Source organism: Microbacterium sp. SL75, from assembly GCF_026625865.1.
Taxonomy (GTDB): domain Bacteria; phylum Actinomycetota; class Actinomycetes; order Actinomycetales; family Microbacteriaceae; genus Microbacterium.
On sequence record NZ_CP113067.1, the window covers coordinates 2343104 to 2356768 of the forward strand.

General features: G+C 69.4%; 12 protein-coding genes. 7 read left to right on the forward strand and 5 right to left on the reverse strand.

All coding sequences use genetic code 11. The annotated features are described in order from the left end of the window. Nucleotides 1-126: 126 nt before the first annotated feature. Nucleotides 127-972: an endonuclease domain-containing protein gene (locus OVA17_RS10950; protein WP_267786593.1), complete on the reverse strand. Its 846-nt coding sequence runs from the start codon at nucleotides 970-972 to the stop codon at nucleotides 127-129. Nucleotides 973-1234: 262 nt separating this feature from the next. After that, nucleotides 1235-3349, reverse strand: a complete 2115-nt coding sequence (locus OVA17_RS10955; RefSeq protein WP_267786595.1) for a S9 family peptidase — start codon at nucleotides 3347-3349, stop codon at nucleotides 1235-1237. Between the two features lie 209 nt (nucleotides 3350-3558). Between OVA17_RS10955 and OVA17_RS10960 the strand changes: the two genes are divergently transcribed. The 4 genes from OVA17_RS10960 (at nucleotide 3559) to OVA17_RS10975 (ending at nucleotide 7698) form a co-directional block, all read left to right on the forward strand. Then, nucleotides 3559-4776 (forward strand): inorganic phosphate transporter, encoded by a 1218-nt coding sequence (locus OVA17_RS10960; RefSeq protein ID WP_267786596.1) that lies wholly within the window; start codon nucleotides 3559-3561, stop codon nucleotides 4774-4776. Next, complete coding sequence (locus OVA17_RS10965; protein WP_267786597.1) at nucleotides 4776-5105, forward strand: peptidase; 330 nt, start codon at nucleotides 4776-4778, stop codon at nucleotides 5103-5105. The genes OVA17_RS10960 and OVA17_RS10965 overlap by 1 nt, the downstream gene beginning before the upstream one ends. Nucleotides 5106-5147: 42 nt before the next feature. Next, a complete protein-coding gene (locus tag OVA17_RS10970; protein ID WP_267786598.1) occupies nucleotides 5148-6050 on the forward strand; it encodes a phosphodiesterase in 903 nt (300 codons plus the stop codon). A 184-nt stretch (nucleotides 6051-6234) separates the two neighbouring features. Beyond that, nucleotides 6235-7698 carry an aspartate ammonia-lyase gene (locus OVA17_RS10975; RefSeq protein ID WP_210071913.1) on the forward strand — a complete coding sequence of 488 codons (1464 nt, stop codon included), beginning with the start codon at nucleotides 6235-6237 and terminating at the stop codon, nucleotides 7696-7698. Between the two features lie 60 nt (nucleotides 7699-7758). On the opposite strand, the gene OVA17_RS10980 is transcribed toward OVA17_RS10975, so the two are convergent. Then, nucleotides 7759-8625: a fumarylacetoacetate hydrolase family protein gene (locus OVA17_RS10980; protein WP_267786599.1), complete on the reverse strand. Its 867-nt coding sequence runs from the start codon at nucleotides 8623-8625 to the stop codon at nucleotides 7759-7761. An 83-nt stretch (nucleotides 8626-8708) separates the two neighbouring features. On the opposite strand from OVA17_RS10980, the gene OVA17_RS10985 reads away from it, so the two are divergent. The 3 genes from OVA17_RS10985 (at nucleotide 8709) to OVA17_RS10995 (ending at nucleotide 11118) form a co-directional block, all read left to right on the forward strand. Beyond that, nucleotides 8709-9869: a PrsW family intramembrane metalloprotease gene (locus OVA17_RS10985; protein ID WP_267786600.1), complete on the forward strand. Its 1161-nt coding sequence runs from the start codon at nucleotides 8709-8711 to the stop codon at nucleotides 9867-9869. Nucleotides 9870-10041: 172 nt separating this feature from the next. Continuing rightward, nucleotides 10042-10407: an FKBP-type peptidyl-prolyl cis-trans isomerase gene (locus OVA17_RS10990; protein ID WP_013583439.1), complete on the forward strand. Its 366-nt coding sequence runs from the start codon at nucleotides 10042-10044 to the stop codon at nucleotides 10405-10407. Between the two features lie 150 nt (nucleotides 10408-10557). Continuing rightward, nucleotides 10558-11118, forward strand: coding sequence for a YceI family protein (locus tag OVA17_RS10995; RefSeq protein WP_210071910.1), 561 nt, complete (start codon nucleotides 10558-10560; stop codon nucleotides 11116-11118). 101 nt (nucleotides 11119-11219) lie between these two features. On the opposite strand, the gene OVA17_RS11000 is transcribed toward OVA17_RS10995, so the two are convergent. Beyond that, complete coding sequence (locus tag OVA17_RS11000) at nucleotides 11220-12137, reverse strand: DMT family transporter (protein ID WP_267786601.1); 918 nt, start codon at nucleotides 12135-12137, stop codon at nucleotides 11220-11222. A gap of 100 nt (nucleotides 12138-12237) precedes the next feature. Beyond that, entirely contained in the window at nucleotides 12238-13572 is a 1335-nt protein-coding gene (locus OVA17_RS11005; RefSeq protein WP_267786602.1) for an MFS transporter, read from the reverse strand. Nucleotides 13573-13665 lie beyond the last annotated feature (93 nt).

Here is a 13665-nt window from a genome sequence, read left to right on the forward strand (position 1 = left end):
CGCTTCCTCCGGGCCGTTACGAGAACAGGGCGGTGCGCCCGGAACAGGGGAATCGAGGCAGTTTTCTCCTGTTCTCGTGGCATCCCCTGTTCTGGTGACGCAGGGGGGCGGACCGGGCGGAACGACTCAGCGGGACGGGAAGAGGTGGCGTCCCTGCGCCATCGCGAGGCGCACGGTGTCGATCACATAGGCGGGCTCGAACAGGATCTGCACGTAGTCGAAGCGGAGGACCGTGTACCCGCGCAGCACCAGCCGGGCGTCCTGGCGGAGGTCGCGGCGCCGGTCCGTCGGTGAGCTGTGGAAAGCGAACCCATCTATCTGAATCGCCAGGCGCTCGCCGATCACGGCGTCGACCGGGTGCCCGTCGACCCATACCTGCTGCCGCAGGCGGATGCCGATCGCGAGCATCAGCTCGCGGAAGTGCGTCTCGAGGCCCGAGTCGGAGAGGAACGTGGCGACGTGCGCGAACCTCGAGGCTCGGGTCGAGCGCCAACCCACCGCCGCCAGGGTGTCGGCATCCACCTTCTTCGACCGAAGTGCGGATTCCCACACGGCGAGACCGTCGACGGGAGGAAGGCAGCGGGCGACGTGGAACAGCACGTTGACGATGGGCTCGAGGGGATCGGTGCGCATCAGGGGTATGGGTGCAGTGGCGCGATGCAGTCGCAGACGTGCGTCGTCGAGGCGCGAGGCCGTGGCGGGCACCCACACGTGCACGTCTTCGCTCTGCGGTGTCCACAGGCCCATGTCATGAGCCGCGCTCACGCACGTCGACCGACCGCTGACGGATGCCGCTCTCTTCCGGCTCGAGGGACAGTCGGGCGTGACGATCCAGGAACGCCGGATGCGTTCCACCTCCGACGTCGCCACCGCCGCCGCGATCGCCCGTGGGCCGAAGCCGGCAGCCGCAGCCGAGGTCGTGTGCGCGACGCCGCCGCGTGCCGTCAACCATGCGACCAGGCTGGGTTCCATCGCACCAGACTCGCGGCCGGGAGACGCCAGTCGTCCCCTGCTTCCGCGAAATGGGGATGGTTCGGAGGAGGAGCGGCCTGGGGACGAGTGTCGGAGCAGCGCGTTCGTCACGAGAACAGGAGATGCGACGAGAACAGGGCGAAACCGGCCGATTCGCCCTGTTCTCGTGACTTCCCCTGTTCTCATGACGCAACGCCGCGGAATCCAGACGCCGAACGCCCCGCCGCGCGAGGCGACGGGGCGTTCGAGACGCGGGTCGGGCTTACTCCGCCAGGCCCAGCACGTCGAGCAACCACGCGATCTCGAAGGCGCGCTCGCGCCAGGCGTTGTAGCGGCCGCTGACGCCGCCGTGACCGGCGACCATCTCGCACTTCAGCAGCGCGTCGGCACCGACTTCGCGCAGGCGCGCGACCCACTTCGCGGGCTCGACGTACATCACGCGGGTGTCGTTGAGCGAGGTGACCGCGAGGATGCGGGGGTACTCGACGCCCTCGCGCACGTTCTCGTACGGCGAGTACGACTTCATGTAGGCGTAGACGTCCGCATCGTGCAGCGGGTCGCCCCACTCGTCCCACTCGATAACGGTGAGGGGGAGCGAGGGGTCGAGGATCGTCGTCAGCGCATCGACGAAGGGCACGTCGGCCAGCACACCGGCGAACATCTCGGGCGCGAGGTTCGCCACGGCGCCCATGAGCAGGCCCCCGGCGCTTCCGCCTTCGGCGACGATCCGGTCGGGGGTGGTGTACCCGGCATCCACGAGGTGACGCGCCGCGGCGACGAAGTCGGTGAAGGTGTTGCGCTTGGCCCGCATCTTGCCGTCTTCGTACCACTGACGGCCCATCTCGCCGCCGCCGCGCACGTGGGCGACCGCGAAGACGACGCCTCGGTCGAGCAGCGACAGGCGCGGCACCGAGAAGCCGGGCTCGATCGAGTGTTCGTACGATCCGTAGCCGTATAGGTGCACCGGTCGGGGCGACGAACCGGGGTCGCCGAACGAGCGCTTCCACACGAGCGATACGGGCACCTGGGTGCCGTCCTCGGCGGGGGCCCAGACGCGCGCCTGCCCGTAGTCTGCGGGGTCGAACCCGCCCAGCACGGGCTGGCGCTTGCGCAGCAGCAGTTCGCCGGTCTCGACGACGTAGTCGTACACGGTGCCGGGGGTGACGAACGAGCCGTAGCCGAGGCGCAGCACCGGGGGTGCGTATTCGGGGTTGCCGCCGGTGCCGACACTGTACAGCGGCTCGTCGAACCCGATCTCGGTCACGGCGCCGTCGGCGTACGACAGCATGCCCAGGCGTGCGAGGCCGTCGCGCCGGTAGCCGACCACGCCCCAGTCGCGGAAGGTGTCGACGCCCAGCAGACGGTGGCCGGTGCGGTGCGCGATCACCGTCTCGCGCGGACCCTGAGGATCGGATGCCGAGACCCGCACGAGCTCGAAATCGAGAGCGCCGTCGTTGTGCAGGATGTACAGCACGTCCTCACCGTCGACCACGGCGTGCGAGGAGGAGTACTCGACGCCCTCGCGGCGCGGCCACACCACGCGGGGTTCGCCGCGGAGGTCATCGGCATCGAGGATCCACTCCTCGCTCGTGATCGACGAGCCCATCTCGATCACGAGGAAGCGGTCGCTGCGGGTGAAGTCGGCGCCGATCCAGTACCGATCGTCGGGCTCGTGGAAGAGCTTCGCGTCGTCGCTGACGGGCGTTCCGATCTCGTGCAGCCACACGGTGTCGGGCCGCCAGGCGTCGTCGACGGTGGTGTAGACGATGAAGCGCCCGTCGGGCGAGAACGTCGCACCCGAGAAGGTGCCGGGGATCTCGTCGGCGAGCGTCTCGCCGGTGGTGAGGTCGCGCACGCGAACGGTGTAGCGCTCGTCGCCCGCGACGTCGATGCCGTAGAGCATGCGCGTGCCGTCGTTCGAGACCTCGAAGCTGCCGAGCGAGAAGAACTCGGTGCCTTCGGCCTCGACGTTGCCGTCGAACAGCACCTGCTCGCCGGAGACGGGGGAGTCGGGCGAGAGGGTAGGCGGCGTCCAGTCGTCGGGGGAGTCGAGGGGGGCGCGGCATTGGATGCCGTACTGGGCCCCGGCGACCGTGCGACCGTAGTACCACCAATCGCCCCGGCGCGCGGGCACCGACAGGTCGGTCTCGAGCGTGCGGCCCTTGATCTCACCGAAGACCGTGTCGCGAAGGGGGGCGAGGTGCGCGGTGCGCTCGCCCGTGTAGGCGTTCTCGGCCTCGAGGTGCGCGAGAACCTCGGCATCGTCCTTGGCGCGCAACCACTCGTACGGATCGTCGAACGTGTCGCCGTGGTGGGTTCGCGCGACAGGGCGGCGGTCGGCGACGGGCGGGGTGAGCTTCGGGTCGAGATCGGTCACCGTCCCACGCTAGTGCGCCCGTGCGTGATCGGTCCGCGAGAATGCTCAGGATGCCGGCGCCTCGACGCTGCGCAAGTTTGACCGTCGCGGTCCTCGGTGAAAGGATGACGAGGCGACCCCGGTGAACGGGTGTCGAACTCCAGGTGAACTCTTCGTTCGTCGCGCCGATCCCGTCGGCATCCCCTCTTCCTTCTCACGGAAAGCGAACGGTGGAGAGCGCAGCCCTCATCATCGTGCTGGTCATCGCGCTGGCACTGTTCTTCGATTTCACCAACGGATTCCACGACACCGCGAACGCGATGGCCACCCCCATCGCGACCGGTGCGCTGAAGCCGAAGGTCGCCGTCCTGCTGGCCGCCAGCCTCAACCTGGTGGGCGCGTTCCTGTCGACCGAGGTCGCCAAGACCATCTCGGGCGGGATGATCCGCGAGGACCAGCTGAGTCCCGACATCTTCCCGCCGATCATCTTCGCCGGCCTCATCGGCGCGATCACGTGGAACATGCTCACGTGGCTTCTGGGTCTTCCCTCGAGCTCGTCGCACGCTCTGTTCGGCGGCCTGATCGGCGCGACGCTCGTGGGCGTGGGTGCCTCGGCGATCGACACCGGCGTGGTGTTGAGCAAGGTCATCCTGCCGGCGCTCATCGCGCCTCTCACGGCCGGGATCATCGCCTTCGCCGTGACCAAGATCGCGTACGGCATCACCCGCCGTTACGACATGAAGGCCGATGGTCGCGACGGCTTCCGCTGGGGCCAGATCTTCACCTCGTCGCTGGTCGCCCTGGCGCACGGCACGAACGACGCCCAGAAGACGATGGGTGTCATCACGCTCGCCCTCATCACGGTGGGCTGGCAGTCGACGTCGAACCCGGACCCGCAGCTCTGGGTCGTCTTCGCGTGCGCGCTGACGATCGCCCTCGGAACCTACATGGGCGGCTGGCGCATCATCCGCACGCTCGGCAAGGGCCTCACCGACGTGAAGCCCGCCCAGGGGTTCTCGGCCGAGACCTCCACGGCCGCCACGATCTTGGCATCCAGCGCCCTCGGCTTCGCCCTGTCGACGACGCAGGTTGCCTCGGGCTCGGTCATCGGCTCGGGCCTCGGACGCCGCGGCTCGACCGTGCGCTGGAACACCGTGGGCCGCATCATGATCGGCTGGGTCCTCACCCTGCCCGCCGCCGGTGCGGTGGGAGCTGCCGCGGCTTTGATCGTCGTGTGGCTGGGCGGCTGGGGGGTCGCCGTCGACGCCGTCATCGCCGTCGTCATCATCATGGGGCTGTTCCTTCGCTCGCGGCGCGACTCGGTCACCTCGGCCAACGCGATGAGCGAGGTCGCCGACTCGGGGGCCGCGGTCAACGTGCCCCGCAAGCCCGGACCCACGCGTCGTCAGCGCCGTCTCGAGCGCGACAAGGTCGGGAGAGACGCCTGATGCTGATCAACTGGGAAGCCTTCCTCCACGTCTTCGTCGCCGCGATCGTCGGCGCCTCGATCGTCGTGACGTTCTACTCGGTCGGCCTGCGCCTGCTCGTGCGCGGTGGCCGCCCGCCGCTGGTGTCCCCGGCGGAGTTCACGGATGCCATCACGGTGCTCACCGACAAGCAGAAGCGCCGCGCCGAGAAGGCGGTGGCCAAAGCGGCCAAGAAGAACCCGCTGAGCGACGCGCAGAAGCGCGTGTCGTTGATCGGCGCGTACCTCTGCTTCGCGGTGTGCGCGGCAGCCGTGCTCGGTGCTCTGCTGCTGATCCTCTTGCGTCACTGAGACCTCGGACGCGATGTCGGAGCCCCCTCGTAGGCTGAAGACATGGCATCCGTGCAGTTCGGTCAACACGCGCCCGCGGCGCGCGTGATCCTTCACCTCAGCGACACACACCTGCTGGGTGGCGATCGTCTGCTCGGCGACCGATACGACACCGCGCTGCACCTTCGCCGGACGCTCGAGGCCGCCGAGGCGACCGGGGTGCGGCCGGATGCGGTGGTGTTCACGGGCGACCTCACCGACCTCGGCGAGCCCGAGGCCTATCGTGCGCTGCGCGACGCGGTCGAGCCGTGGGCCTCGCGCCTGGGCGCACCGGTGGTGTGGGTCGCCGGGAACCACGACGAGCGCCCCGCCCTTCGTGAAGGGCTCCTCGACGCCGAGCCGACGCAGCAACCCGTGACGGGGGTCTGGGATCTCGACGGCCTGCGGCTCATCGCGCTCGACTCGAGCGTCCCCGGCTGGCACCACGGCGATCTCGACGCCGCGCAACTCGACTGGCTGCGCGCCGAACTCGCCGAGCCGGCTCCGCTGGGCACGATCCTGGCGCTCCACCACCCGCCGCTGCCCACGCACATCCCCTTCTTCGACATCCTCGAGCTGCGGGACCAGCCGGGCCTCGCCGCGGCCATCGCCGGGAGCGACGTGCGGGCGATCCTGGCGGGGCACCTGCACTACTCGACCTCGGGCACCTTCGCCGGCGTTCCCGTGAGCGTCGCATCGGCCTCCTGCTACACGATGGATCTCGCGCGCCCCGCGGACGCGGTCAACGGTATGGATGCCGGGCGATCGTTCCACCTCGTGCACGTCTGGGACGAAACGATCACCCACGCCGTCGTCCCCGTGGTCGACGTCGAGGCGTCGGGATTGTTCACCCCGGAGTGGACGGCGCGCATGGCGGCGCTCAGCCCCGACGAGCGTCTCGAGGCGTTCTCGCGAAAACGGTCCTGAGCGGCAGAGCCCGGCCCCGCGTCCGCCTGCCCGGTCTGAGGCCCGGCCGGGCGCGCGCGGCGGCAATAGACACTACGGAGCGCGCAGATCCGTCGACCGGCCGCCGTGTCCACTGGCCCGGGTAGCGGTGCTCGTTAGGCTCGTGGCATCCCCTCTTCACCATGACACCCACGAGGACTCCCACATGGCTTTGGACGCAATGACGCGCACCCGTACCGAGACCGACTCCCTCGGATCCCTCGAGATCCCCGCCGACGCGTATTGGGGGATCCACACGGCTCGAGCGCTCGAGAACTTCCCGATCGCCAAGCGTCCCATCTCGGTCTATCCCGACCTCGTGCGCGCCCTCGCGATGGTCAAACAGGCGTCGGCGCGCGCCAACCGCGAGATCGGCGTGCTCGATCACGACAAGGCCGACCTCATCGACCGTGCCGCTCAGCGCGTGATCGACGGTGAGTTCCACGACGAGTTCACCGTCGGCGTCATCCAGGGCGGGGCCGGCACCTCGACCAACATGAACGCCAACGAGGTGATCACCAACATCGCCCTGGAGCTTGCGGGACGTGAGAAGGGCGACTACGCCTTCCTCTCGCCGATCGACGACACGAACCGCAGTCAGTCGACCAATGACGTGTATCCGACGGCGATCAAGATCGGCCTCGCCCTCACGCTTCAGAGCCTGCTCGAGGAGCTCAAGCTCCTGCGGCAGTCGTTCCTGTCGAAGTCCGAGGAGTTCCATGACGTGCTGAAGGTGGGGCGTACGCAGCTGCAGGATGCCGTGCCGATGACGCTCGGACAGGAGTTCCACGGCTTCGCCACGACCCTCGGCGAGGACTACAGCCGCCTCACCGAGAACGCCTACCTGCTCTACGAGATCAACATGGGCGCGACCGCCATCGGCACCGGCATCACCGCCCACGCGGGGTACGGGGGAGCGGTGCTGCGGCACCTGCGCGAGATCACCGGCCTCGACCTCGAGACGGCGACCGACCTCGTCGAGTCCACGAGCGACACGGGCGCCTTCATGTCGTTCTCGTCGTCGCTCAAGCGCAACGCCGTGAAGCTATCGAAGATCTGCAACGATCTTCGCCTGCTCTCGAGCGGTCCCCAGGCGGGCCTGGGCGAGATCAACCTCCCCGCGCGCCAGGCGGGCTCGAGCATCATGCCCGGCAAGGTCAACCCGGTCATCCCCGAGGTCGTGAACCAGGTCGCCTTCTCGGTGGTCGGTGCCGACATGACGGTGACGATGGCCGTCGAAAGCGGTCAGCTGCAGCTCAACGCCTTCGAGCCGGTCATAGCCCACTCCATCTACCAGTCGATCACCTGGATGCGTCAGGCCATGTGGACCCTTCGCGTCAACTGCGTCGACGGCATCACGGCCAATCGCGAGCGGCTCGGCGCGATGGTCGGCTCCTCCGTCGGCGTCGTGACCGCCCTCACTCCGTTCATCGGCTACGCCGCCGCCGCGGCCCTGGCCAAGACGGCGCTGCTCACGCACCGCAACGTCGCCGACCTGGTCGTCGAGGCCGGGCTGATGACGCGCGATGAGGTGCTCAAGCAGATCTCGCCCGCGCGCCTCTCGGGCCTGCAGGCCGTCACGGCCGCGATTCCGATCGTGCGTGCGGCGGACAGCGTCGTCGAGGGCTGAGCCCCGCGAACAGCGAAGGGCCGGGACGCGTTCGTCCCGGCCCTTCTGTTCGTCCCGACGTCAGCCGAGGATGCGGCAGTGCGTGGTCAGCTCGCCGATGCCGTCGATGCCGACGGTCACGGTCGAACGGTCGCGCAGGAAGATCTGCGGGTCGCGAGAGTAGCCGGCGCCCCCGGGACTACCGGTGGAGATGAGGGTGCCGGGCAGGAGGGTCACCGACTCCGACAGCTTGTTGATGAGGGTCGCCACCGAGCGCACCATCTGGCCGGTGCTGGCATCCTGCACCGTGTGCCCGTCGACGACGGTCCAGATGTGGAGGTCCTGCGGATCGGGGATCTCGTCGGCGGTCACGACGAACGGGCCGGTCGGGGTGAACCCGTCGAACGACTTGCAGCGCGACCACTGCGCCTCGGAGAACTGGATGTTGCGCGCCGTCACGTCGTTGACGACCGTGTACCCCCAGACATGGTCGAGGGCGTCCTCCTCGGCGATGTCACGACCCGGACGGCCGATGATGACGCCGAGCTCCGCCTCGTAGTCGACGGCCTCGCTGAGCGAACGCGGCCACGAGGTGGTCTCGCCGTGGGCGGTGAGGGAGTTCGGCCAGAGGACGAAGACGGTGGGGCCGGCATCGGTCTTGAGTCCGAGCTCTCCCGAGTGGGCCGCGTAGTTGAGCCCGACCGCGAGGATCGAGGGCGGCGCGAGCACCGCGGAGGCGTATCGGATGCCGGAGAGCGGATGCCGCGAAGCGCCGGCCGCGGCATCGCGAACGCGCCCCAGCAGCTCGTCGCCGCCGGCGATCAGCTGCTCGAGGGTGCTCGGGGCACCGGCGAAGAACTCGTCCACGAACGAGAACTCCTCGCCCTGGACGCTGACGAGACGGGGGGCTTCCGCCCCCTCCTGTGCACGGACGTGGGCGAAACGCATGCCTCCACGCTACCGGCCCGGGCCCGGTGGGGGAGTCCGCAAGCCCCGGATGCCGTGTCCGAGGCCGCCTCTAGGCTGTGCGCATGACCTATCCCTCGCCGCTGTCGCAGCCCGGATCGGCCGATGCGCCCCGCATCTCGACGGCTCCGCAGGCGGCCGTCTCGGCAGCCCCGCCTCGCTCGCGCCGGGGTGGCGTGGCGCTGTGGATCGTGGCGGTGCTCCTGGTGCCGCTGCTCGCGCTGTTGGTCCGCTACTTCACCGGATTCCTCGGCACCGCCGCGTCGTTCATCGGCCTCGTGCTCGCCACGATCCCCTTCGTGATCGTGTGGTTCGCCGTGCGCTACATCGATCGGTGGGAGCCCGAGCCGCGTCGCCTGCTGGTCTTCGCCGTCGCCTGGGGCGCCATCGCCTCGGTCACGCTCGCGCTCGGCGTCGACCTCGTCGTCACGCTGGTCGTCGGTTCGCAGCCGCCGGCATTCAGCAGCGTCATCCAGGCGCCGATCGTCGAGGAGCTCGCGAAGGGCCTGGGCGTGCTCCTCGTCTTCTCTCTCGCTCGCCGCGCGTTCGACGGCCCGGTCGACGGCATCGTCTACGGTGCGCTCATCGGAGCCGGCTTCGCCCTCACCGAGAACGTGCAGTACTTCGCCGTCAGCTACCTCGAGGGAGGCCCGGGGCAGGTCGCGAGCACGTTCTTCCTGCGCGCCGTGCTCTCGCCGTTCGCTCACGTGATGTTCACGAGCCTCACCGGGTTCGCCTTCGGGCTGGCCGCGCGCCGGGGGCTGCGCACCGGCGCGGCACTGCGTTACGCGGTCCCCGGAGTCATCGGTGCGATCGTGCTGCACGCCCTGTGGAACGGCTCCGCCACCTTCTTCGACTTCTTCGAGCTGTACGCCGCGCTGCAGGTGCCGCTGTTCGTGTTGTTCATCCTCGGCATCCTGGCCCTCCGCCGCGAGGAGTCGCGATTGACCCGTGCGCGGCTGGGCGAGTACGCCGCGGCGGGATGGTTCACCCCCCAAGAGGTCGACATGCTCGCCACCGCCCCGGGGCGGCGTTCGGCCCTGGCCTGGTCGCGCACGCTGCCCGGAGACCGCTCGGCGGTGATGAAGGGCTTCATCGCGGATGCCACGGCTCTCGCCGCCGCGCGGCAGCGCACCCTGTCGGGTCGCGACCCGCACGCCCCGGCCACCGAGCGGTATCTGCTCGAACGGACGACGGCCGCGCGGGCGACGCTCCTGGGCCCCTGACCCGGCACCGCGGCGGGGTCTTGACACCGTCGAGGGGCAGGGGCACCATCGATGTAGGCCAACTCAGCGCCCGGTAGACACGCAGGCATCGCCGCGGCACCGGGCGCTGAGTCTTTTCTCGGCTCCGTGTCCAGGGGCTTCGCGGGCGCGCTCGCCGTGCTTGGATGGAGACATGACTGATCGCACCAAGCCGGAGTTCGACGCTCCCAGCGGCCCCGCCCCCTCCGACCTCGTCATCCGCGACATCATCGTCGGCGACGGCGACGAGGCCAAGCCCGGCGACACGGTCACCGTGCACTACGCCGGTGTCGAGTACGAGTCGGGTGAAGAGTTCGACTCCTCCTGGGGTCGCGGCGAGAGCATCCAGTTCCCGCTCCGCGGCCTGATCCAGGGGTGGCAGGACGGTATCCCGGGCATGAAGGTCGGCGGACGCCGCGAGCTCGTGATCCCGCCGCACCTGGCCTACGGACCCGCCGGTGGGCACTTCCTGGGCGGCAAGACCCTCATCTTCATCATCGACCTGCTGAAGGTCGGTTGATCGGGCGTTCTTCACGGAACGTTCACGAACCCGAGGGGGCGTCGGCCTCCTCGGGTTCGTTATTTCGCTCGATCGTGGAATACATTCGTATGAATGGGAGTTGACCCCCGGCAGGACGCCGATGCGGCTCCCCAGACCTTTAGGAGTGACATGACTGACACCACCGCCCTCGACATCCCCGGCTACAAAGCGGGCACCTGGGTCCTCGACCCGTCGCACAGCGAGGTCACCTTCTCGGTGCGCCACATGATGATCTCGAAGGTCCGCGGCACCTTCGGCATGAAGAGCGCCACGATCGTCGCTCCCGAGAACCCCCTCGAGGCCACCGTCGAGGCCTCCGTCGACGTCACCTCGGTCGACACTAAGGACGAGGGCCGCGACCAGCACCTCCGCTCCGCCGAGTTCTTCGACGTCGAGACCTACCCGACGATGGACTTCCGCTCCACCGGCGTTCGCGTCGAGGACGGCGACTTCCTCGTCGACGGCAACCTGACCATCCGCGGCATCAGCAAGCCCGCCACCTTCGCGCTCGACTTCGGCGGCTTCGGCACCGACCCGTGGGGCAACTACAAGGCCGGCGCCACCGCGAAGACGGTCGTCAACCGCGAAGACTTCGGTCTCACCTGGAACGCCGCCCTCGAGACCGGCGGCGTGCTCGTCGGCAAGGACGTCACCATCGAGCTCGACCTGCAGCTCGCGCTCCAGGCGTGATCTCGCCGCAGCTCGCGCTGCGGACATGAAACATCGCGAAGGCCCCGGGTGCTCGGCATCCGGGGCCTTCGTCGTTCCCGCGGGGTGATTCTCGCGGAGCGTCAGGAGCGGGTTCGACCCGAGAGGCGGATCCGCTGCTGGACGAGGAGGATGCCCACGAACACGACCGCCGCGCCCACGGGCTCGTTCCACGAGATGCGCTCACCGAGCACCAGGATGCCGAGAGCCACCCCCACCACCGGCGTGATGTACGTCACGGTCGAGGCGCGGGTGGGCCCCCAGGCGCGGAGCGTGTTCTGGTTCCAGACGTAGGCGATGCCCGTGCCGAGGACCCCGAGGGCGACGATGCTCCCGACGACCGGCAGGGTCAGCTGCATCGGCTCGGAGAGGATGAACGGTGAGAGCAGCACCATGAACGCCGCCGCCGGGCCGATGTAGCCAAACGCGAACGCGATGCCCGAGAGGCCGGTGTCGCCGAGGAAGCGGCGCATGTACGCGAGGCTGAAGCCGTAGCAGGCCGTCGCGCCCAGGAGAGCGATCTGCGCGATCGTGCTGTCGCCCACATCGGCCGCGGCGCCCGGCGCGATGATCACCACCACGCCCGCGATACCCACGGCGATGCCGACCAGCTGGCCGACCTTGAGGCTCTCGACGCGGAACACCGCCCACGCCATGATCGCGGTCATGATCGGCGTCGTCGCGTTGAAGATGCTCGCCAGGCCCGATGACACGTGCTGCTCGGCCCACGCGAACAGCAGGAACGGAACGACGCAGAAGCTCAGCGACAACACGCTCAGGTGCCCCCAGACGCGTCGACTGCGGGGAAGGCGCTCGCGGCGGATCGCCACGATCGCCGCGAGGGCGAGGGCGCCGAACAGCAGGCGCCCGCCGGCGACCTGCGCGGGGGTCATGCCGGTCAGGGCCACGGCGATGAAGAGGAAGCTCGACCCCCACACGACGCCGGTGAGGACGAATTGCACCGCGATCGAGACGGGCGAGGGAGCGGAAGTGGATGCCACGATCCCGACCCTAGGGCCGAGGTGCGACATCGAGTGGGCATCCGCCGATGCGACGTCCGTAATCCGCCGACGGTCGGCAGTCGCCGCGCCTCGCGCCCGGTCAGGGTTGAGGGTCGAGGGCGTCGTAGTGCCGGAAGCGCGGCGAGAAGCGCGCCAGCGTTCCGACGAGGGCGAGGATCAGGATCCCGCCGAACAGGGGTGGAACCCACAGGGCGGCGAGGGTCGCCAGAGTGCCGGCGTACAGGGCGCCGACGCGGGGGCCACCGGCCACCACGACGATGAAGATGCCCTGCAGGCGACCGCGCATGGCATCCGGAACCGCCGCCTGCATCATGGTCGACCGGTAGATCGCGCTGACATTGTCGGCGGCTCCCGACACCGCCAGCACGACCGCGGCAAGGGCGATGAGGGCGACCGCGGCGTGGGTCTCGTCGACGAGAGCGGGACGCAGCCACCCGAGGGTGGCGGCGAGCAGCACCAGCCCGAAGAGGCCGATGGACAGACCGTAGACCTGGATCGCACGCTCGATGCCGAGCCCCTGCCGGCGCACCCGGCCGACCGGGCCCGAGAACAGGCTCGAGAAGAAGGCGCCCGCGGCGACCGCCGCGGTGAGGATTCCGGTGGTGATCGCGCCACCACCGAGCAGCACCGCGCCGATCGCGGGGAACAGGGCGACCGGTTGGCCGAAGGTCATCGCGATGATGTCGAGGATGTACTGCAGGCGGATGTTGGGTGCGCGGCGCAGGAAACGCACGCCGTCGCGGAACGACTCCAGCCCCGGGCGCACGATCTCGCCCTCGGGGCGGAGCTTGGGCAGTGACCACAGGCCGAGGAACAAAGAGGTCATCAGCAGCACGTCGAGCGAATACGTCCAGGCGTAGCCCGCGACCGCCACGAGGACACCCGCCAGAGCCGGACCCGCCATGACCATGACTCCCACGGTGACGCCCTGCAGAGCCGCAGCGGCGGGCAGCAGATCGCGGGGGATGAGGCGCGGGGTGATCGCCGATTTGGTGGCCATGACGATCGAGTTCGCCGCGGAGTTGATCACGCTGAGGACGAAGAGCCAGGCCACGGTCTCGAGCCCCGTCCACGCGAGCACGGCGAGCAACGCCGTCGACGCGAACGTGACCACCGCGGCGAGCAGCGCGACGGTACGCCGGTCGAAGGCGTCGGCGAGCATGCCGCCGTAGAGCCCCGCCGCGATCATGGGGAGCAGCCCCGCGACCGCGATCATCGACACCGCGAGAGTGCTCTGGGTGAGTTCGAACACGTGGAGCATGACGGCGACGACCGTCAGCTGGCCGCCGAGTCCGGCGAGCGTCGACCCGACCCACAGCCGTGCGAATGCCGGAGAGGTCGTGAGGGGCCGCAGATCGATGAACGCGCCGCGCGCGCCTCGGCGCGGGGGAGCGGCGGGATCGGTCTGACTCACGGATCGAGGCTACGCCAGCCCTCCGACACCGGACGCCGCGGACCGGTGCGGTGTCGGCATCCCGATGCTGGTAGACTCATGCGGTTGCCGTTC